This window comes from Collinsella sp. AM34-10 (genome assembly GCF_003469185.1).
Lineage (GTDB): Bacteria > Actinomycetota > Coriobacteriia > Coriobacteriales > Coriobacteriaceae > Collinsella.
In genome coordinates this window covers 184,723-205,643 of the sequence record NZ_QSIL01000004.1, presented here as the reverse complement: position 1 = coordinate 205,643, position 20,921 = coordinate 184,723, and the positions used below count along the sequence as shown (strand labels likewise).

Below are 20,921 nucleotides of genomic sequence, written 5' to 3'. Positions count from 1 at the left end.
GACCATTAGGGAAGTTCGCGCTTGACAACCTCGACGATGTCGTCAACCACACGCTGGGTCAACTCGTGCGTCTCGGCCTCGGCCATCACACGGACCAGCGGCTCGGTGCCACTCGGACGTACCAGAATGCGGCCGCGACCGTTGAGCTCCTTCTCGGCGGCAGCGACAGCGTCCCAAATGGGCTGACAATCGTCCAGGCCGGCCTTATTGTCGGAATGTACGTTGACAAGTACCTGCGGGTACTTCTTCATGATACCGGCAAGGTCGGTGAGGGTGCGGCCGGTGCGCTTGAGCACGGCCAGAAGCTGCAGGGCCGTCACCAAGCCGTCGCCGGTGGTGTTGTGCTCCAGGAAGATGATGTGGCCGGACTGCTCGCCGCCGATGACGGCACCGTCCTCGAGCATACGCTCAAGAACATAGCGGTCGCCCACGGCGGTCTGGACCATCTCGAAGCCCTGCTCCTTCATGGCGATGGAGAAGCCTAGGTTGCACATAACGGTCGAGACGATCTCGGAGTTGGCGAGCTTGCCGCGAGCGGCCAAGTCGGAACCGCAGATGGCCAGGATGTAGTCGCCATCGATCTCGTTGCCCTCGCTGTCCACGAACAGCACGCGATCGGCGTCGCCATCGTGGGCCAGGCCGATGTCGGCGTGGGTACGCAGTACGAGCTCACGCAGGGGCTCAAGATGAGTGGAGCCGCACTCGACGTTAATGTCGGTGCCGCAGTAGTCGGTGTTGATGGCATGGACCGTGGCGCCCAGGCGCTGCAGTGCGGCGGGCGTGGTCTGGCAAGAAGCGCCGTGGCCGCAGTCGACGGCAACAACCAAGCCGTCGAGCTTAAGGCCGTCGAGCGTGTTGATGGCATGATCGACATATGCCTTGCGGGCGTCCTTCATCTTGATGATGTGACCCACACCGGCGCCGGTCGGCAGCGTGTCGGCAGCCATGGCCTCCTCGGACATGACCCAGGCGCTGATCTCTTCCTCGACAGCATCGGGAAGCTTCATGCCCTTGCGGCTAAAGAACTTGATGCCGTTGAACTCCGGCGGATTGTGCGAAGCGGAGATGACGATGCCGCCGTCGAGCTCGTTTTGGACGGTGAGCAGCGCCACGGCCGGCGTAGGGATAACGCCGCAGCAATGCGGACGGCCGCCCTCTGCCATAATGCCTGCGGTCAGAGCACTCTCGAGCATGGTACCCGAAAGACGCGTGTCGCGGCCGATGCAGATGTCCGGGCCAAGGAACTTGGTCGCCGCGCGGCCCAGGCGAAACGCGAGGTCGCACGAGAGGTCGGCGTTGGCGACGCCACGGACGCCATCGGTACCGAAGATGATCTGGGGCATAGGATCGCTCCTTCCCAAGTGGGCAAAACGAAGCCGCCCACCCTAGTCGAAAAGAAAAGCGGGACCCACCGAGCAGTCGGTAGGCCCCGCTTGTACATTGTATCTCGTAAGGAGATAAAACCTTAGCGCTTGGAGAACTGGGGAGCGCGGCGGGCCTTCTTGAGGCCGTACTTCTTGCGCTCGACCACGCGAGCATCGCGCGTAAGGAAACCGGCCTTCTTGAGGTCAGCACGGTAATCGCCAGCGTTCAGAAGAGCACGAGCGATGCCCAGGCGCAGAGCGCCGGACTGACCGGAGATGCCGCCGCCATCGCACAGAGCGATAACGTCGAACTGACCGGCGGTGTCGGTCACCTTGAAGGGAGCAAGGGCGTTCTCAACGAGCTGATGACGGCCGAAATACTGCTCGGCGTCACGCTTGTTGATGGTCACCTTGCCGGTGCCGGGGACGAGACGGACGCGGGCGACGGCGTTCTTACGACGGCCGGTACCCTGGTAGACAACGGTGTTCTCAGCCATCTTTAAGCCTCCAGCTCAATCTTCGTGGGGTTCTGGGCAGCGTGCGGATGCTCGGCACCAGCGTAGACCTTAAGCTTGGTCATCTGGGCACGGCCGAGGGTGGTCTTGGGCAGCATGCCGCGAACGGCGCGCTCGATGACCTTCTCCGGGTGCTTCTCCATAGCCTGGCGGAAGCTCTCAGCCTTGAGGCCGCCGTTGTAGCCGCTGTGGCGATAATAGGTCTTCGTGTCGGCCTTGTTACCGGTAAGCTGGACCTTATCGGCGTTGATGACGACAACGAAGTCGCCGCAGTCGCTGTTGGGCGTGAACTGGGGCTTGTTCTTACCGCGCAGGATCATTGCGATCTGGGTGGCAAGACGGCCCAGGACAGCACCATCGGCGTCGACGAGAACCCAGTTGCGCTGGACCTCGCCCTGCTTGGCGTAGTGAGTCGATTTCGAAATCACTTAGACTCCTCCATGTACAGTACGTGTTGTTACAGAGATTCACGGGGCTCTGCAAGTAACCCGTCCATATTACCCCGCTCGCCGCCCGAGTCAACAGGTATTTTGGTTCTGACCAGACTTTCTGCACATGTCGTCCATGGGTCATGACGTCGCGACACTAGCGCTCGACAAATGCCTCGATATCTCCCAGCAAGCGCTTTGCCTCCTGGCGGCCCTGAATATACAGGTCGAGGAGCTTTGCTGGATCGTGCTCAACGTGACCGACCTCGACCGGCTTTTGCGGAGCAACGACCAGTGCGCGGCCCTCGCGCTCATACTTCCACAGATGCATGCGCTGGATGTTATAGCGGTCGTGGCGCGTCTCGATAGCCTCGAGCAGGTAGGGGTAGTCGGCATAGCGGGCGCGCGCGGCGGGCATAAACTCGTAGGGCTTTTTCTCGTACGAGCGGTCCTGCGTGACAATGACAACCGCGCGATCGAAGCCCGCCTCCTCCAGCACGTGCTCGATGGGAACCGAATCGGCTACGCCACCGTCGACGTATTTGTGTCCGTCAATCTCGACCGGCGGCGTCACCAGCGGCAGCGACGTCGAGGCGCGCACGGCATCGAGGTCGAGCACGGCGCTTTTGACCGGCAGGTACGCGGCAGTTCCAAAGAGCATGTCCGTCGCGACGGCGTACATCTCGATGGGGCTCGCATCAAACGTCACGTTGTCAAAGGGATCCAGGCGGTCCTGGACATCGTTGAAGATAAAGTCGTAGCCCACAATAGAACCCGTGGACGCAAACGATGCGGCACCCATGAAGCGGTTGTCGTTGCAGAAAGCCAGGTTGATGCGGTTGGCACGGCCGATCTGGTGCGACTTGTAGTTCACGCCGTTGAGGGCACCGGCCGATACGCCATATACCGCCGGAATCTCGACGCCAGCCTCCATGAGGACGTCGAGCACGCCTGCGGTAAACTGCCCGCGAAAACTACCGCCCTCCAGGACGAGCGCGACCTTGCCGGCGTTCTTTGCTTTATCTTCTGCAGTCATGTTGACCTCCTGCTGTTTCGTTTTGGCTTTCTTCTACCCAGTTTTGGGATAGAGAGCGCACAGGTTTTGGAGTTGAGGGGGTGGGGCGGTCGGCGGGAAAGCGCGTCCCACTCTGCGTTGCTGCGGCGCATGGCAGGCTGAGATTCGATATCATCGCATCTATATAGGTTTGAGGCTTTGCGCGGAGAATCCGCGTATTTGCTTCGCAAATCCGCACCGGCTTCGGCCGCCTGCCGGCGTCCTCGCCCGCGGGCTAAAAACGCTCACGCGTTTTCTTAACGCCCGCGCCCTGCGCAGAGTTCGATTCTCCGCGGGTTTGGGGTTCCGTTGATGCGGCGCATGGCAGGCTGAGATTCGATATCATCGCATCTATATAGGGTTGAGGCTTTGCGCGGAGAATCCGCGTATTTGCTTCGCAAATCCGCACCGGCTTCGGCCGCCTGCCGGCGTCCTCGCCCGCGGGCTAAAAACGCTCACGCGTTTTCTTAACGCCCGCGCCCTGCGCAGAGTTCGATTCTCCGCGGTATCTATATGTAATAAAAAAGCAGGTAGAGACACTTCTCTACCTGCTTGTAACTATTGGTGGAGGCGCGGAGAATCGAACTCCGGTCCACGAAAGCCCCCTGATTGGCATCTCCAAGCTCAGTCGCTGGTTTTGTCTCGGACGCTTTGCGCGCAGCGACACGCTCGCGGCGTCCTAACCGGTTCGGTCTTAGCCTGCGCCATACCGATTACGTGCGCAGGAGCATTCCCCTAAAATGACGTCGCGCCGGTGTCGGGGAAATCACCGGGTTGACGCGCCGCTATAAACTAAGCAGCGAGAGCCATAGGCTCAAAAGAAGAGTTGTTGTCAATTCAATTTGACGGTACCCCTGTTTAACGAGGCGAGGAGACCTCGGCTTGCTTCCTCTCTCAGAGCTATCGTGTCGAAACCAGTCGCCCCCGAATGTCGGGAAAGTCTGGATGGCATTGGGCACGAGCACCCAACACCCGTCGACTTTTCAAGGAACACGCGGGGTGAGCCCCGCTCGTGGATAGCTATCTTACCACGTTCTAAAGGCGGACAGCTGCTCTATGCACGAGCTGTGAAGACCATAATGTGCACCACACTTCGCACTTTTGCTACCGGACACGTCACGTATATTTTCGCCAAGCAAAATTGACCCGTCGAAAGGACCGTTATGGATACCAAGCAGCAACTCGTCAATGCTCTCGCAGGCCTGGGCTCAACCATTACCGAAGCTATGGATGTCATCGAAGGCTTTGTCCCCTGCGGACATCCCGCCCTCACGGTATCGAACGCACTTGTCGTGCTGGACGCTGACGATGATGCAGCTCTCGCCCAGCAGCTTGAGACCGTCGAGGGCTTTATCGACCACGTGAGTGAGAACCGCGGCGTGGCCGCCTACCACGGCATCGAGGTCGAGCTCGCGGGTCCCAAAGCCGATCTGCTCGCAGCAATCCGCGAGGTAGGCGCCCTTATGCAGACCGCAGGCGTCAAGAACACCCAGGTCAACGAGTGGGTCTACCGCAGTCTGGCAGCACTAAACGATTCCGACGAAAAGGCTGCCGAAAAGCTCGCCGAAGCCCCCGTCATCAAGGCAGCGTTTGCCTAAAAAGGCCTGCACCCTGGCGTCTGCGGTACCGCCCGAATGCAGGCCATAAGCTCAATCGAAAACCCTAGCGCAGATACGCTTTCGCGTTGCCCAAGCTGTACGCAATCGTCGAGCCATTGTGCAGCAGCGACGACGTCTGCGGGGTAATCGCGCCGGCAATGCCCAACGCCAGGAGCGCTGAGTTGGTGAGCATTACCTTAGAGTAGGAGCTCGTCAGACGATCAATGAGGCCCTGGCTCATGCGGCGCAGGCGCACGATTGCGGCGAGATCCGTGTCGGTCAGGATGATGTCGGCGACCTCCTTGGCGATGTCGCTTCCACCGCCCATGGCCAGACCCACATCGGCCAGGCCCAGCGCCGGCGAATCGTTGACGCCGTCGCCCACCATGGCAACGTGGCGCCCCTCGCTCTTAATGCGCTCCACATAAGCGTACTTGTCCTCGGGCAGCAGCTCGGCCTTAAACTCGTCGACCCCTGCCTCTCGCGCAATGCGCTCGGCCGTGCGCTCGGAATCGCCCGTGAGCATGACCACGTGCTTGACGCCCAACGCGTGCAGGTCGGCGATGGCCTCGCGGACCCCGGGCTTAAGCGGGTCCTCGATACCGAGCACGCCCACAACGGTGCCGTCGACCGCCAGATACAGCGGCGACAGGCCCTGCATCTGGGACTCAATGCGCTCCTTAATGTCGGAATCGAGCCGCGCGCCCTCATCCTCGAATACAAAGTGCGCGGAACCGATGATGGCGCGACGTTCTTCAATGGACGAGGCAATGCCGTGTGCCACGATGTACTCGACCGCGGCATGGCGCTCGCGGTGCTCGAGTCCGCGCTCACGTGCCGCATTGACCACGGCGCGTGCCACCGGATGCGGAAAATGCTCCTCCAGGCAAGCGGAAAGGCGCAGGACCTCATCCTCGCTCCAGCCATCGGTGGTGAGTACGCAGGCAAGACGCGGCTGCGCCTCGGTGAGCGTGCCGGTCTTGTCAAACACAATGGTGTCGGCCTTGGCAAACGACTCAAAGTACTTCGCGCCTTTGACCATGACGCCCGTCTTGGCAGCATCGCTCATAGCGGTCATGACGGCGACCGAACCCGTGAGCTTGAGCGCGCACGAGTAGTCGACCATCAGTGCCGCTGAGGTCTTGATGAGGCTGCGGGTGGTAAGCGCAACAAGGCCCGCGAGCAGGAAGTTCCACGGGACGATCTTGTTGGCGAGGTCTTCCATGTGCGACTGGCCCTCGGACTTGAGCGAGTCGGCCACCTGCACGAGCGAGACAATCGAGCGGAGCTTGGTCTGAGCCGTGTTGGCGCGCACGCGCACCAAGATGCTGCCGTCTTCCACGACGGTTCCAGCGAACACGTCGTCGCCCGTGCTGCGCTCGACGGCAAGCGGCTCGCCGGTCAAGGTCGCCTGGTTGACCATGGCGCTCCCCTGCTCGACCACGCCGTCAATGCAGATGGACATGCCGGTGCGCACGGCCACCAAGTCGCCGGGCTCAAGCTCGGTAGCGGCAACACTCACCTCGGTGTCGCCAATCACTTTTTGTGCCTTATCGGGCACATCGAGCAGCGAGTTGATGAGCTCGTTTTCGCTCATGGCGCGCGTGTAGTCCTCGAGCAGTTCGCCCACGTTGAGCAGGAACATTGTCTGGCCCGCGGTGTCGACATCACGCTTGACGAACGAGATACCGATGGCCGAAGCGTCGAGCACGGGAACGGTCAGGCGCGGCTGCGCGAGCTCACGGAGGGCGGCGCGCAAAAAGGTCATGTAACCGGCGACGACAAACACCGCACGCGGGGGCGTGGGCAAAAACCATCGGCGCGCATAGTGGGCGCCGACAAGCGCGGCAAGATCCATGACGAGCTTGTTCTTGCGTGGCTCAAGCTGCATCACGTAACCCGTCTTTGCGTCGGCAATGGCCTGGGCATCGAGCGCACCCAAGGCGTCGAGCACGCCCGCACGACATTGCTCGTCATATTCGAGCGCCATCTGGCCGATGCGGCCGTAGACGCGCACCTTGTGCACGCCGTCGATATCGCCGCTGAGCTTAAGAAGTGCGTCGAGATCGCTCTCTGGCACAGGACCCGCCAATTGAAGACGGGTCCTGCCGGGGATCTCGCTAATAATCGAGAATCTCATAGTTTGTGCCTGGGAGTGCTACTCGGCTGCCTTGTCCGCAGCGGCCTCGCTCTGGGTGATGTAGGCCGCCTCGGCAACCATGTCGTCGACATTAGCCTTGGCCTGCTCGACCATGTCCTGGTAGCCATTCTTGATGCGCATGCCGCACGCGATACCCTGCACGCAGGCATTCTTTACCGGAGCGCTGGTAAGCAGCTTGATGCCGGCCGTGCCAAGCAGAAAACCGCCACCGACAAGCAGGGTATTGAACGTCGACTTCTTCATGTTGCTTCTCCCTTTTGCCGCATTGGACGCGGCACGGTGCCTCAGCACTCGAGTAAACAAGTTTGCTCGAGCACACTTTTGGAAAAGAGTTTAGTTTATCTAACTATTGAGGTCAACAAAGGTTAACTTTTTGGAAATCTTAAGGTGCGGAACAGCCGGCTTCTGGCGATCCGCCCGCCGCGATGCACATCCGTGACGCCAAAGAGGAGTCCCTCTTCTCTCCAGCAAATTGAAGGTGAATGGTTTTCCGCGAAGTGAACGAGCAAAATTGGGCCCCCGAAGCATCCGCATTTTTTCGCAGCAAAACCGCAGGGAAAACTCGACAAAAACCGCAGGAAACCGAACCAGAAAAGTGTTGATGTTTCAGGGGTCCAAAATAGGTCGTTCACTTCGCGGAAAAGTATTCACCTTCGTTTTCAACATCCATAAAGAATGAGGGCGCCAACGGCGCCCTCATTCACCAAATTCCATTCAGCCTACCTGACCCGAACGGCCGAGTCGTCACGGAACCGAGGGGCCGGGCGCAGGGCCTTGCCTCTCAATGAGTTCCGCACGAACAGGAGGCGCCAGTGGCGCCTCCGTCGTGAGTCAGGACTGTCCGAAATTGAGAGGCAAGGCCCTGCGCCCGGCCCCTCGGTTCCCGTTTACGAGAGCGACGTTCTCAGCAACTCGTTGAAGAGCTTCGGGTTGCCCTTGCCGCGGCTCGCTTTCATGCACTGGCCCACCAAAAAGCCGATAACCTTCTGGTTGCCGTCACGATACTGCTGCGCCTGATCGGCACAGTTTGCCAGTACCTCGTCCACGATCGGCTGCAGCGCGGCGGCGTCGCTCACCTGACGCATACCACGCTCGTCGACAATCTTGTTGGGGTCGTCACCAGTTTGGGCCATGGCCTCAAAGACCTCGTGCGCCTGGTTGGAGCTGATGGCATCGGTCGCCAGCAGCTTGGCAAGCGCCGCCACCTGAGCCGGCGCGATGCCGGACTCGGCCAGCGAGACGCCCGCGCCCTTAAGGTAGGCGATCATCTCGTTGACCAGCAGGTTTGCGACCGTCTGGGCCTCTTTGCCAGCCATACCGGCAGCGGCGGCCTCAAAGAAGTCGGCAAACTCGGGGTCGCCGGCAATCTGTTCGGCATCGGCCGTCTTAATGCCAAAGTCGGCCTCAAAACGGACGCGCTTGACATCGGGCAGCTCGGGGATCTCGCCACGGCAGCGGTCGATGAACTCGTCGTCCAAATCGAACGGCGCCAGGTCGGGATCGGGGAACAGGCGATAGTCGTCGGCCGTCTCCTTGACGCGCATAACCACGGTGCGCTTGCGACTGGGCTCCCAGTGGCGGGTCTCCTGATAGATGATTCCGCCCTCCTCGAGTACCTCGGCCTGGCGGCAAATCTCGTAGGCAAGGCCATCATGCAGGCTCTTAAACGAGTTGAGGTTCTTAAGCTCGGTCTTAGTGCCCAGCTTGGTCTCGCCGCGGCGGCGCAGCGACACGTTGCCGTCGCAGCGCATAGAACCCTTCTCCATGGAGCAGTCCGAAATGCCCAGCGTCACAAAAATGCGACGGAGCTTCTCCATAAACAGGCGGGCCTCCTCGGGCGTGCGCAGATCGGGCTCGGTGACGAGCTCAATCAAAGGCGTGCCGCAGCGGTTGTAGTCGACGAGCGACTCGGCAGCGGCGGTAATGCGGCCCTCGGCACCGCCCACGTGGACCATCTTGGCGGCGTCCTCCTCCATGTGGATGCGCAGGATGCGAATGGGCACCGTGTAAGAACCGTCCTCGCGGCGCTCGGGCATCTGCAGGTTGGACGCATCATAGCTGGCCAGATGACCGGAGCGCTGATTGCCCTCGCGCATGGTCGACGTCATGGACGTGGACAGGCCCTCGGCGTTGGCCGAGGCGCTCGCCAGGCTCTGGGCCTCGGCCTCGCCAAACGCGCAGTCGGGGCGCTCGGCGGCACCGCGACCGGTCACGTCCAGGTCCAGGTGACCGTACATGGCAAAAGCGACCGGACCCTGCGTAGTCTGGAAGTTCTTGGCCATATCGGGATAGAAGTAGTGCTTGCGGTAGAACATCGAGTGGCGCTGAATCTCGCAGTTGGTGGCGAGGCCGGCCTTGACGATGCTCTCGATGGCGCGCTTATTGGGCACCGGCAGGGCGCCGGGCAGGCCCAGGCACACCGGGCACACGTTGGCGTTGGGCTCGTCATCGTGGCTAAGCTTGCAGTTGCAGAACATCTTGGTATCGAGTGCGGTGAGCTCGGTATGGATCTCCAGGCCGATCACGGCCTCCCAATCCTGCAGGACCTCGGAAAGCTCCTTCATTACAGCTCGCCCCCCTTCCCGGCAAAATCGGGCGCGACGGAAAGTGCGGGCGCACCCGTGGCGGCATCGGCAAAGCCGCGCTCCAGGGCGCGGGCAAACGTGAGCAGCTGACGGTCCTTAAAGGCAGGCCCCACCAGCTGGGCAGAAACGGGCAGCTTGGTGTCCTCGCCCAGGCCCAGCGGCACCGAGATACCACCGTTGCCGCAGATGTTGAGCGAGATGGTGTACAGATCGGAGAGGTACATCTGCGTGGGGTCACTGATCTCGCCAAACTTAAAGGCCGTGCGCGGCGAGGCGGGCATGAGGATGATGTCCACCTTGGCATACGCGGCGTCGTAGTCCTGCGTGATGAGCGTGCGGGCCTTTTGCGCTGCGTAGTAGTACTTGTCGTACACGCCCGAGCTCAGCAGGTAGGCGCCGAGCATCTGACGGCGCTTGGCCTCGGCGCCAAAGCCGTGGGCGCGCGAAAGCGAGCTCTGGTCGGACAGGTTGGCGCAGCCCTCCTCCTGGTAGCCATAGCGAATACCGTCGAAGCGGGCCAGGTTGGAGAACGCCTCGGCCGGGCCGATGACATAGTAGGCGGCGATGGCGGCGTCCAGGTGCGGCAGGTCAACCTCGACCAGCTCGGCGCCCTGGTTCTGCAGCTCCTGGGCGGCGCGCTGAACAGCGGCCTTGACCTCGGGCGTCAGACCCTCGGCCTCCATAAACGCGGGGATGATGCCCACGCGCTTGCCCTCGATGCTGTCGTTAAGATGCTCGGTAAAGTCGACGGCGCAATCCTGGCTGGTGCAGTCATACGGATCGTGACCCGCGCCGGTAAGCGCGTTCATGGCCAGCGCGACATCCTCGACCGTGCGACCGAAGGGACCCACCTGGTCGAGCGACGAGCCAAAGGCAACCACGCCGTAACGGCTCACGGCGCCGTACGTGGGCTTAAAGCCCACCACGCCGCAGAGCGACGCCGGCTGGCGAATGGAGCCGCCGGTGTCCGAGCCCAGCGAGAGCGCGACCTCGCCCGCGGCGACGGCAGCAGCAGAGCCGCCCGAAGAGCCGCCGGGCACGCGCTCGGTATCCCAGGGATTGTTGGTGCGGTGGAACGCCGAGCTCTCGGTGGAGCTGCCAAAGGCAAACTCGTCCATGTTGGCCTTGCCCATGGGCAGGCAGCCGGCATCGAGCATGCGCTGGACGCAGGTGGCGGTGTAGACGCTCTGGTAGTCCTCGAGCATGCGGGAAGCACAGGTGGTGCGCGTGCCCACGAGGTTCATGTTGTCCTTGATGGCCAGCGGCACGCCCGCGAGCGGGGGCAGCGGCTTGCCTGCGGCACGGTCGGCATCTACGCGCGCAGCGGCCTCGAGCGCGAGCTCGGGCGCCACCTGCAGGAATGCCTGGACCCCGCCCTCGCGCGCCTCGATGGCGGCAAAGGAGGCCTGGGCCACCTCGGTAGCGGTAAAGTCGCCGGCGGCAACGCCCGCGGCGATCTGGGCGGCGGTAAGGGAATCGAAACTCTGCGCCATTACTCGCTCTCCCCCTCTCCCAAAATGGACGGCACGCGGAAGTAACGCTCGCGCGCGCTGCCGGCGTTCTCCAGCGCAACGTCGAGCGGCAGGTCGCGCTCGGGCTCGCGCAGGTCGTCGCCCATCACGTTGGACAGGCTTCCGATGGGATGGAACGTGGGCTCCACGTCGGGCAAGTCATATTGCAAGACGGGCTCGAGCATCTGGACGGCGTCGTTCATGTAGGACGTCATCTGGGTGAGCTCGTCATCGGTCAGTGCGATCTTTGCGTACTCGGCGATGCCGCGCACGTCTTTCTCGCTGAGTGCCATAGGCGCTCCCTTCCGCATAACAGATAAACCGCTCTAGTATACAAGGCAACGCCGCTTAGAGCAGATGCTTTACCCAAATGCAGCGAAAACGTAACGAGGGCGGCGGGCTGGCAGGCGGCGGGCTGGCGGTTCTGCAGCGAAACCGCACCGTCCATAGCGAAAACCGTCCCGCCCGCAACGAAAAGCATCACAACATTCGACGCTTTTCGTCCAAATCGCGATTTTCATCGAATGTTGTGATGGTTTGGAAGCCCCGACCACCACAAAAGTGCCTGTCCCCTTTGCGGTGGTTCTGGAGAATGTCTTATGCCGAGGCCTTGGCCTTGCGGCGCTTGCGGACCGCGTGGATCACGATGTCCAGCAGCAACAGCACAATGGCTATGACCACGATAAGGACGGCAAACTCGCGCTTGCCCCAGTGGCGGCCGGCCAGCGACTTTTGCTTGTCGACGTCCTTCTTGTTGTACTTGGTGCGCACGCAATGCACCAGCAGGCGATGGTCGTTCACGCCATAGGGCGTGCAGGTAACGAGCGTCACCTTGTCGGCACCGGGCTCGATGGTCAGTGACTCCATCTCCTCGGGCAGCACGACCTCGGAGTCCACCATCTTGTAGGCGAGCGTCTTGTTCATGGTGTGCAGCAGCACCAGGTCGCCGGGCTCCAGCGAGTGGATGTCGTCGAACATGCTCAGGTTGCGCATGCCCGAGTGCGCGGTAAGCACGCAATGCGTCGAGGTGCCGCCCACCGGCAGGCTCGTGCCCTCCAGGTGGCCGACGCCCGCCATAAGGACTTCTTCGCTCGTGCCGTGGTAGATGGGCATACTCACGTCGATGGAGGGGATCTCGACCCAGCTCATCATGGGGTCGCGGTCAAAAATGAGCTGCTGGGCGTAGGGCTCGATCTGGTCGGCGGGGAGCTCGGTGGCCTCGCCCGCCAGCTGCTCGTTAAAGGAGCGCGCCTGGAGCAGGATGCGCTCGCGCTCCTCGGCAGATAGCGCGTCCACGGTGCTGGACACGGTGCTGATCTGGTTGAACACGCCCGAGGCCTCGAGCCGGTCCAAGATCCACGGCCAGGTCATAAGGCCCACGCCGATAAGGATGATGACGATGGTGATGAGCCGGTCGGCCCAGCGCGGCAGTCGCTTGCGACGGCGCTTGGGCTTTGGTTGAGGTTTGGGCTGAGGGCTTGAGCCACCGCCGGCCGCGGCGTTATTGCTCTTCATATGTTTGGCGCCCTGCACCATCGCCGGTCACTCCTCTACAACTCAAGTTGTCTAAACAAATAATAGCCGATTCGCGAGCTCATGCGCCGGACAACGCAGCTAGACTGCACCGTCCAGTCGAGGATAAGCCAGCATTTGAGTTTTCAAAATGTCCCGAATCGGCTGGGCAATTCGGGATACAATGTCTGTAGGAAACGACGCACCCCGCGTAAGTGATCGAAAGCGCGGGCGACCAGTTTCCGGTGTTGTTAAATGCCCGGGCCTCTAACCCCGGGCATTCTTATTTGCGCTTGCGGCGCAAATGCCTTCTACCGTCCGCACCGCGCGTGCGCCTACGGACCTTAAACCGAACCTCATACGAGTCAAGAAACGCGATGACGAACGTGCCCACCGCCGCGAGGGCGGCGAGGGCGTTAAGGAATTTCAGCATTTGGGGACCTCCGATCGAGTCGTCGGCCGCCCGCGCACGGGATACGTCGCAAGGATATTTTACTGCGAGTGTATGTACCAACGCCCGGTAAACGCGATTTTGACAAACATTTGTTCGATAGTTACACACACGGCTCCTCGCCCGGCGGAGCCTGGCCGCATTGTCCGGGTTTGCCCGACGTGTTTGCGTTTTCAAAATGTCCCGAATCGGCGGGGCGATTCAGAATACAATAGCCACAGGAAACGACGCACCCCGCGTAAGTGTACGAGAGCACGGGCGGCCTAGTTTTCAGCTTTTGTTAAATGCCCGGGATCCGACCCCCGGGCATTCTTATGTGCGCTTTCGACGCAAATGCCGTCCACCGTCCGCACCGAGCGTGCGCCTACGGACCTTAAACCGAACCTCATACGAGTCAAGAAACGCGATGACGAATGAGTCCGCATCGGACGATGGAGGCTAGCTGCGCTATCCCAAAAAAACGGGGCAGACTCCAGTGCGGAGTCTGCCCCGTAAAGAGAATGGCAAAGCAAGAACGTCGATGGACGAGAAAAGTGTCCGCAAGTCTCATGGCCATCACATCCCACCTGCCAAAGGGATGGGTGGGTGAGCGTTACTCCTGCTCGGACTCCTCGGCCTGCTTACGGCTGCGGATGAGGTGCGCCACACCGATGCACAGAACCGCGCCACCAGCGATCCAAGTGAAGGTCACGCCGTTGAGACCGGTCAGCGGGAGGCCGGAGCCCTTCTGGTCGACAATGGTAAAGCTGAGCTTGCCGACTTCAGCTTTCGCGGAGTTCTGCTGGACAACATCTTGACCTGCTACAATGGCGCTCGTAGTGTCGGGCGTCACATCCGCACCGTCCTGATTGAGCGTGCGGCTGATAGTAAAGGTCACGCCGTTTGCCGCGGAGTTGTTGTAGCCGGGCGCAGGCTTAACCTCAGTGAGAACGTAGGTGCCCTCGTCGAGACCGACAACGTTAATCTTGCCGTTGCTGTCGGTCGTCAGAATTGCATCATCCTTATTTGACGTCGTGGTACCGTCGGCCTTGATAAATTCGCTGAAGTCTTTCTCCTGCAGCGTGAACTGAACGCCTTCGAGGGTCTTGGGTTTGCCAGTCTTGTCCTCGTCGCTACCAACCTTGGTGACATCGATACCATAGGTGTAGTCGTAGGCCGGATGGTCAACCGTGGTACCGGTGCCATTGGTGTGCGGGTTGTTGGAATAGGTCAACTTGACATTGTTCACCTGGGCCTTGCCGAGCATATCCTGCGTAATCTTGTTGGCATCCAGTTTGGCCTTGTAGTTCACATAGACTGTCGAACTACCGTCAACGGTGATAGGATTGCCAGCCGTATCCTTTGCTTCTCTGAGGTTTTCGAAGGAAACAGTGAGCATATTCGTGCTTTTCCCCGGGACATAGGCCGCACTGTAGCAAGTGGGATCTACGACTGAATCGTTAATCTTGACCTCAACGACCGGGTTATTTCCATTAAGATTCGGCACCATCGTGGAGGGAAGATTGTCGGTGAAAGTGTAGCTGTACTTGACGTATGTGTTAATGTTGCTAGCCACAGTGCCGGCAAGCTGATATTCAACAAGCTGTTCAGCAGCGGAGTCGGCGGCCTTGTTGGCTGCGATGAAAACATTCTTGCTATCGTCCGTAACAAACTTGCCGTCCTTGTCATCCTTGACGGCCTTGGTCACGTTGGGGACATCCTTCTTGGGCTCCGCCTTTACATCTTCACCACCGACGACAGTGAAGATTGGCGAGGTATAGGCGTCGGTATTGCCGTTGGCCAAATCGCTAGATGTGGTCGAACCAACATTTGCAGTCACAAAGAGCCAATAGCCGGTGTTTAAAGCCTTAAAGTCTCCCTTGCTGGAATCGCCTGGGGTTGTCCAGGTTAGAGTCGAACCCTCAAGTGCGGCAGCAATCTTATCCAACGTGGAGCCAGCGTCAACCTTGGCAGTCTGGCCAACTTTATCACCGGCATTTTCTTTAATGTACTTGGCCCAAGCCTGAGCGCCTGCATTCGCAGCAGGAGCCCCCACGACGTCAGCAAATGCACTAGTCACAACACTCATAACATCAGGCGACGCCCAATCAATATCGGAAAGGGTCTTATCGCCAGACCAGGCACTTCCATCATAATTCTGCGTAACCTTTGCCGTGAAAATCTGGATACCCTTAAAGGTTGTGTCCTTATAGGTCTTCTCGTCAATCTTTACATTGCCGTCCGTGGCCACCGTCGGCGTACCCTCAGCAGCAAACGCCATGGTCACCGGGGCCATCACGCCGCCGAAGCTCAACGCTGCTGTGAGGCCGGCGGTTACTGCCAGGCGTGCGATATTCTTGTTCATGCTCATCTTCTTTTCCTCTACTTTCCGTTTGATTCCAATTCGATCGGTCATCATCTGTCTGTGTCTTAGCATCTACTTCGCTACGTCTCGCCCCGCTCTCTGTGGGGCTGCCAGCTACTCTTTATGGCTGCCACCTCCCCGCTTGACCAGGAGCGCGACCACGAGGAGCGCGGCTCCGGCGACCGCTGCGGCGGCCGCGGCGTACATTGCCATATCGCCAGTCGAGGGCATAAAGCCTCCGGTGGTAATGCTAGGGGGTGTGCCGGTGGGCGTGTTGATGAGCGACGCCTCCAGGCTGCCCGTCGACCCGTCCGCGCTGTCGGCGCGCAGGGGCGACTCGGCCGTGATGGTGAGTTTGGGCTTGGCGGCGGCCACCTGGTCGACGTCCAGGCCCTCAGCCTTGACCGTCACGGAGCGCGTGCCCTCAAAGGCGGTGTAGCCCTTGGGCGCCTTGAGCTCGCGGACCTCCAGCTTGCCCGAGTCCACGCCCGAGACGGTCACGCGGCCGTCCTCGCCCGTGGTGACGGTGGCCTTGCCCTCCGCATCCCACGTGCCGTCGGCCGCCAGCGTGCGGCCGCGGTCGTCGGCGATGCTCAGGACCGCCCCGGCAAGCGGCTTGTCGCCGTCGCTGCCGCGCTTGGTGAGCGCGAGATCCCAGGTGTAGGCGCACGCATCCTCGCTCGGCGTGCGGGTGAAGCCCGCGTCGCCGGACTGATCGGCAAAGGGAGAGCGCGGGTAGCGCAGGTAGACCTCGTTGGGGTTGCCCTTCGCGATGCCGTGGTTGCATGCGCTGTTGAGCGGCGCGTTGTACACGGCGACCACGCGGGCGCCCGCGGTGAAGGCGTCGGCCCCGCCGAGTGCGGCGATCAGGTCGCCGGTGCGCACGGTGAAGGTCTTGCCGTCGGCCGCTACCTTGGTGGCGCACTGGGCCGTGATATCGGTCCAGCCCTTCGCGGGGTCGGTGCCGGCGCGCCCGTCCTTGCCGGTCTGGACCGTGTCAAAGCCGCCGTCCGCGCCCGCCGCCGCGTACACGCGCATACTCGCGGCCACCTTGGAGGGGTCGAGTCCCGCGCTCATGGTGTCGACGAACCGCACCGTATAGGTGTCGTAGGCGGTAAGACCCGCCGGGACCGTGGCAGAGAGGCGCCAGTACAGGTCATCGGCGACCGTGGCGTCGGCGGCCTTCTGCCAGGCGTCGGTGCTGTCCTCCAGCACGTGCTTGGCGACCTTGGGGGTCGCCGCCTTGGGCTTGACGGTGACGGCGCTGCCGCCCACCAGGGCCATGATCGGCGCGGTGCCGGCCTCGCCCTGGGCGATAGTGGCGTCGTCGGCGACGATGAGCCAGTAGCCGCAGGGCAGCTTGGCCTCCGTGCCCGCGTTAAGGGCCACGAACACGACGCCAGAGCTCTGGAGGGAACGAGCGAGCTGTGCGCTCAGCGCGCTCGTAAGGTGGGAATCGGCGTTGAGCCACTCGGCAGCTTCCTGCGCGGTGGTCTGGGAATTGGGCATGCCGGCGCTGTGCAGCACGGGCAGGACGGCGTCGCGCGCGGCGTCGCTTGCCCAGGCGAGGTCGGTGGCGATCCTGGCGTCGCTGTCGCCGTCGACGACGTTGGCGCTAAAGATCTGGTAGGCGTCGTAGCTGCTCGCCACGGTGCCGCTCACAGTGATGGAACCGGTCGAGGTCGGCGCGGCCTGCGCGGATGCGGGGAACACAACCGCGCAGATGCCGATCAGGAGGGCAAGCAGCGCAAACAAGATCGGGAAGGAGCAAACTTTCTTATTCACGACGCTCGCCTCCCTTCGCATTCGCCTTGCGACGAATGTGCATCCAGGCCGCAGCAGCGCAAAGCACCGCCGCGCCGGCAAGGTACGTCAGAGTGACGCCCGACATACCAGAAAGGGGCAAAGAGGTGGAGTAGGTGTTGGTGAAGGTGGGAGTGGACTTGCCGGTGAGGTCGTGGGGCGTGTCAGTGGTCACTTCATTGCCATCACGATCCTGAATCTGCTTGTAGGTCGCAGTGACGTCGATATGGTGGTTAGAGTCGTCAGTCGCGTTAACCGTAATCTGATAGACCGACTTGTCGTACGTATAGTGCGAGAACAGCGAACCGTCGTCTTTCTCGCGCACGTAGTACGTGAAGGTCTTGGAAGCACCACGGCCAGTGGGGCCAGACGCGAGCTGGTCGAGTTGATCGAGTTTGTAATCAATCTTGTCGAAGCTCAGGGTCTGGGACTTGTCGCCGTCGGCAGTGGTGGACTTGCTGCTAACGATATCCGTAAAATCTGTGTCGGTCGCAAGCTTGAGCGTGAACTCCTTCATCTCGCCACCCTCAACGACCTTAGTCGCCATAGGCGTCCAGGAGCCCTTCGAGTCGTACGGAGTGAACTTGTTAGTGAAAGTCGTGGAGTCGCCCTCACAGATAATTGGATAATAGTCTCCACTCTTCTGCACCTTGCTCCTCGCTTTTACGTTCTCCCACTTCCCAGACGACTCGCGGAATTCGTACTTGGTTACACCGACGTTTTTAATCGTGTAGTTATGGATGTAAAGATCCTTCAGTTGGCTTGAGTTTTCTTTACTCGGAACAGACATGAGCAAGGTCTTGGTATCTTCGGCCGTCACCACAATCTTATACACGCTGGAGTCGTACGTGATGCCAGAATCACCACCGGGATCTTCGACCAAGTAGTATGTGATTTCGTTACCCGCGCCACTCGATGCGAATTGTTCACCAAGGTCAAACGTAATGCTGCCTTCTGCATCATTTGCTGCTGTTCCAACCTCGGTGCAAACGTCGCGATTGAATGTCGTGCCAGCTGTCGTGCCAGCCAAAGGGTCGTCTGAATCCTTGCGATACACCGTAAAGGAGAACTCCCCATCATTGAGCTTGCGGCCTTCCAGCTTCTTGGTCGCCTTGAGCTTGAGGCTCGGATAGACATACGTGTCCTCAGGCGCGCCCATGTACAGGTCGCCGTTCGACATGATGCCGCCGCCATGGTTCCAGGAATAATTGCCCGTGATAAACGTCGCGCCCGCCTCTAGCGCAGCCTTTCGCGCATTGATCGCCTCGGGGTCTTGAGCCTTAACATCCGAACTCAGGCCGATGCTGTTATATACCTGCACGCCACCGTTAGCGGGGATAGTAATGGCTTTCTGGAGCTCTAAGCTTCCCCGATACTTAGCATCGCCGCCGCCAAGCATTTTGCCAATCACCGCCGCGATCGGAGTCGTATGACCCTCCGCCGCAAGGAAGAAGTCCGCGTGGCCGTTTTCGCGAAACACTTCGGCATTGTAGGCGTCGGAGTCCTGGTCCTTACCGTGACCACCGCCGGAAAGATGGGGGGTGCCGTTATTGCCTGTATTACTCACGGATTCGTAATCGTTCGCGTTTTGCTCATTTCCGGCAGAAGTATTACCGAAAATCGCCGTGCCGTCGGTGCCTGTCACCAAAGTCTTACCCGTCGGGCAAACCGCAACGCCGCCACCGTAGCCACCGGCCTCATTGCTGCTTATATAGGAGTTATAGACAAATAGCCTACCAGCATTAGACGCGACCTTAGAATCGCCCTGGACGAAGATGCCGCCTCCACCCCAGTCAAAGCGAGACATGCAGTGGTTATTAGTGATATAGACTGGATTTGAATTTGACGCTCCTTTTATCATCGCGTCAACCATCTGGCCCACGCGAATGCCGGCACCCTCAGAGCGAAAACTCACGTTAGAGGCAATAGTTCCCCCCGTAATGTTGAGCCATGCCATTGTCTTGCGCGAGCTCGCCCCTTGGTGTTCGATGTCGGTCACATAGACGCCGCCGCCGGCTTCCTCAGAATAGTTGCCCGTGATCTGGCCGCCCGAAATGGTGACATGAGTACCGTTTTTAGCGGCAAGTCCAGCACCGCCATGATCGCCATTACCATCGTTACCACAGTAATTGGCATATTTATTGTTAGTAATGTAGCCACCAGAAACAGTAACGCTGCCGCCTTCGGCCATGATGCCGCCGCCGAAACCAACACCAGTAGCAAGCGTGCTGTTGCCGGAGATTACGCCATTAGTTATGTTGACCGTGGAGTCTTTAGCATACACACCACCGCCACTAGGAGCACTGTTGCCGGCAATTACGCCACCGGAAACCTCGAGGGTCGAATTACCGTGTATTTCAATTCCGCCGCCCGCACCCGAGCCAGAAGCTCCACACACATAGCCGCCGCGCATGTTGACGGTAGAGCCGTTCTCGGCATAGACCAAGCTGCTAACGCTGCTGCCTTGTTTTTGCGTGATCACGCCGCTCACAAGGTTAAACGTGCCACCCTTGCCGTTGTTGTTATACAGATTGATGAGCTTTAGATTTGCGTTGCCGTCGCACGCCACGATGGCGCCCTTAATATCGACGTTATGTCTGACAAGCGTCTCGATTGTCCCTGTACCACTCGGAGTCGATTTGGTCACGTAGTAGGTAAGATTAGACGGAATGCCACCAACGTAATTTAGCTCGACTTTCTTGCCATAATTATTGGGATCCAGCTTCTGCCCCTGATCAGTCAGCTGTTGGACATCGTTGACCGTCTCAGTCACCGGCGCGGAGTCCTTAATTTCGTCCTTAATTGTAAGTGTTGCGCCGTTAGCAACATCAAATAACGGCTTGTCGGTGTTCAAGCACTTGATCTTATGACCGTTTAAGTTCAGCGTTATATTGCTGCCGCTCTTCTCAAGTTTGATTTCACCAGCATAGTCAATATCAGCTGTAAGCTCGAAGCAGGCAGTTTGGTTTTCCCCAACGCCTTGAAGCTTAGCTGACAAATCATCGGCGTTAGTAATGTTAGTAATAGCTGTGGTTGTCTCTTCGCTCTCTGCAGCCTCCTCGGCTGACGCGACAGCGTTAACATCCATCGCATCATTATCTTCCGCCTGCGACTCGTCCTTGGACTGCTCCTCCGGCCGAGCGTCGTCGTCGCTCGCAGCATCGTCGCTGTTCTGGTTTTCGGCGTCTGTGCCGGCATCCCCGTTAGTACTGTTGTCTATACCAGTAGACTCACTTGAGGAACCCCCCATCACAGTTTCCTCGGTAGAAACCGTCTGGGCATCGTTGGCAATGGCCTGCGAGATCGGGGGCATGACGAGCGACAGTACCAGGCTCAAAACGGAGGCTCCGCACAAAACGCCTGCCAGTACACGGCGCGTCGCTTTATTACTCTGCTTAGATTTGTCCGAATTCGCTTTCATCGATGTCTCCTCCCCAAGAGACCGCGATCTTGCTCTTTCCCTATCAAACGTATCTGCGCAATCTGTAATTGCGCTCGCTAAGTGATGCAATTATAACGATTGTTTAAACATCTGAGCAGCAAAACCGACATTTTTGTGCAAGTTCTTAATTCTCTTGACAATTGTTTAGATTTG

14 protein-coding genes and 1 other RNA gene are annotated in these 20,921 nt (G+C 59.9%); 1 reads left to right on the top strand and 14 read right to left on the bottom strand.

Translation table 11 applies throughout. The features are described 5' to 3' along the window. Window positions 1–5: 5 nt before the first annotated feature. The 5 genes from glmM to ssrA all read right to left on the bottom strand — a co-directional run bounded on the left by glmM (window position 6) and on the right by ssrA (window position 4,287). Window positions 6–1,343 carry a phosphoglucosamine mutase gene (gene glmM, locus DW823_RS05510; protein WP_118080926.1) on the bottom strand — a complete coding sequence of 446 codons (1,338 nt, stop codon included), beginning with the start codon at window positions 1,341–1,343 and terminating at the stop codon, window positions 6–8. 122 nt (window positions 1,344–1,465) lie between these two features. Beyond that, the gene (rpsI, locus tag DW823_RS05505; RefSeq protein ID WP_022094634.1) at window positions 1,466–1,861 is read right to left on the bottom strand and encodes a 30S ribosomal protein S9; all 396 of its coding nucleotides are present in this window, start codon (window positions 1,859–1,861) and stop codon (window positions 1,466–1,468) included. A gap of 2 nt (window positions 1,862–1,863) precedes the next feature. Continuing rightward, window positions 1,864–2,307 (bottom strand): 50S ribosomal protein L13, encoded by a 444-nt coding sequence (rplM, locus tag DW823_RS05500; protein ID WP_022094635.1) that lies wholly within the window; start codon window positions 2,305–2,307, stop codon window positions 1,864–1,866. A 157-nt stretch (window positions 2,308–2,464) separates the two neighbouring features. Continuing rightward, window positions 2,465–3,343 carry a patatin family protein gene (locus tag DW823_RS05495; RefSeq protein WP_118080924.1) on the bottom strand — a complete coding sequence of 293 codons (879 nt, stop codon included), beginning with the start codon at window positions 3,341–3,343 and terminating at the stop codon, window positions 2,465–2,467. Between the two features lie 580 nt (window positions 3,344–3,923). After that, window positions 3,924–4,287: a transfer-messenger RNA gene (gene ssrA, locus DW823_RS05490) on the bottom strand. Window positions 4,288–4,524: 237 nt separating this feature from the next. On the opposite strand from ssrA, the gene DW823_RS05485 reads away from it, so the two are divergent. Continuing rightward, a complete protein-coding gene (locus tag DW823_RS05485; RefSeq protein WP_118080922.1) occupies window positions 4,525–4,959 on the top strand; it encodes a hypothetical protein in 435 nt (144 codons plus the stop codon). Between the two features lie 64 nt (window positions 4,960–5,023). On the opposite strand, the gene DW823_RS05480 is transcribed toward DW823_RS05485, so the two are convergent. The 9 genes from DW823_RS05480 to DW823_RS05440 all read right to left on the bottom strand — a co-directional run bounded on the left by DW823_RS05480 (window position 5,024) and on the right by DW823_RS05440 (window position 20,747). Continuing rightward, window positions 5,024–7,039 carry a heavy metal translocating P-type ATPase gene (locus tag DW823_RS05480; RefSeq protein WP_233543006.1) on the bottom strand — a complete coding sequence of 672 codons (2,016 nt, stop codon included), beginning with the start codon at window positions 7,037–7,039 and terminating at the stop codon, window positions 5,024–5,026. 78 nt (window positions 7,040–7,117) lie between these two features. Beyond that, a complete protein-coding gene (locus tag DW823_RS05475; RefSeq protein ID WP_118080918.1) occupies window positions 7,118–7,363 on the bottom strand; it encodes a DUF6110 family protein in 246 nt (81 codons plus the stop codon). A 644-nt stretch (window positions 7,364–8,007) separates the two neighbouring features. Then, window positions 8,008–9,684 (bottom strand): Asp-tRNA(Asn)/Glu-tRNA(Gln) amidotransferase subunit GatB, encoded by a 1,677-nt coding sequence (gene gatB / locus DW823_RS05470; RefSeq protein ID WP_118080916.1) that lies wholly within the window; start codon window positions 9,682–9,684, stop codon window positions 8,008–8,010. Next, window positions 9,684–11,198, bottom strand: a complete 1,515-nt coding sequence (gene gatA / locus DW823_RS05465; protein ID WP_118080914.1) for an Asp-tRNA(Asn)/Glu-tRNA(Gln) amidotransferase subunit GatA — start codon at window positions 11,196–11,198, stop codon at window positions 9,684–9,686. Before gatA ends, gatB begins: the two co-directional genes overlap by 1 nt. After that, on the bottom strand, window positions 11,198–11,509 hold the full coding sequence (gene gatC / locus DW823_RS05460; RefSeq protein WP_117716772.1) for an Asp-tRNA(Asn)/Glu-tRNA(Gln) amidotransferase subunit GatC: 312 nt from the start codon (window positions 11,507–11,509) through the stop codon (window positions 11,198–11,200). The genes gatA and gatC overlap by 1 nt, the downstream gene beginning before the upstream one ends. 304 nt (window positions 11,510–11,813) lie before the next feature. After that, window positions 11,814–12,731, bottom strand: coding sequence for a class C sortase (locus DW823_RS05455; protein ID WP_158567276.1), 918 nt, complete (start codon window positions 12,729–12,731; stop codon window positions 11,814–11,816). A 1,040-nt stretch (window positions 12,732–13,771) separates the two neighbouring features. After that, a complete protein-coding gene (locus DW823_RS05450; protein WP_158567275.1) occupies window positions 13,772–15,523 on the bottom strand; it encodes a SpaA isopeptide-forming pilin-related protein in 1,752 nt (583 codons plus the stop codon). Between the two features lie 114 nt (window positions 15,524–15,637). Next, window positions 15,638–17,308, bottom strand: coding sequence for a SpaA isopeptide-forming pilin-related protein (locus tag DW823_RS05445; protein WP_118080908.1), 1,671 nt, complete (start codon window positions 17,306–17,308; stop codon window positions 15,638–15,640). After that, entirely contained in the window at window positions 17,301–20,747 is a 3,447-nt protein-coding gene (locus DW823_RS05440) for a Spy0128 family protein (RefSeq protein WP_118080906.1), read from the bottom strand. Before DW823_RS05440 ends, DW823_RS05445 begins: the two co-directional genes overlap by 8 nt. Window positions 20,748–20,921: the final 174 nt, after the last annotated feature.

Coding starts and splice junctions, on each gene's coding strand:
- glmM (WP_118080926.1), bottom strand. CDS start 1,343: ATGCCCCAGATCATCTTCGGTACCGATGGCGTCCGTGGCGTCGCCAAC.
- rpsI (WP_022094634.1), bottom strand. CDS start 1,861: ATGGCTGAGAACACCGTTGTCTACCAGGGTACCGGCCGTCGTAAGAAC.
- DW823_RS05495 (WP_118080924.1), bottom strand. CDS start 3,343: ATGACTGCAGAAGATAAAGCAAAGAACGCCGGCAAGGTCGCGCTCGTC.
- DW823_RS05485 (WP_118080922.1), top strand. CDS start 4,525: ATGGATACCAAGCAGCAACTCGTCAATGCTCTCGCAGGCCTGGGCTCA.
- DW823_RS05475 (WP_118080918.1), bottom strand. CDS start 7,363: ATGAAGAAGTCGACGTTCAATACCCTGCTTGTCGGTGGCGGTTTTCTG.
- gatB (WP_118080916.1), bottom strand. CDS start 9,684: ATGAAGGAGCTTTCCGAGGTCCTGCAGGATTGGGAGGCCGTGATCGGC.
- gatA (WP_118080914.1), bottom strand. CDS start 11,198: ATGGCGCAGAGTTTCGATTCCCTTACCGCCGCCCAGATCGCCGCGGGC.
- gatC (WP_117716772.1), bottom strand. CDS start 11,509: ATGGCACTCAGCGAGAAAGACGTGCGCGGCATCGCCGAGTACGCAAAG.
- DW823_RS05455 (WP_158567276.1), bottom strand. CDS start 12,731: ATGAAGAGCAATAACGCCGCGGCCGGCGGTGGCTCAAGCCCTCAGCCC.
- DW823_RS05450 (WP_158567275.1), bottom strand. CDS start 15,523: ATGAACAAGAATATCGCACGCCTGGCAGTAACCGCCGGCCTCACAGCA.
- DW823_RS05440 (WP_118080906.1), bottom strand. CDS start 20,747: ATGAAAGCGAATTCGGACAAATCTAAGCAGAGTAATAAAGCGACGCGC.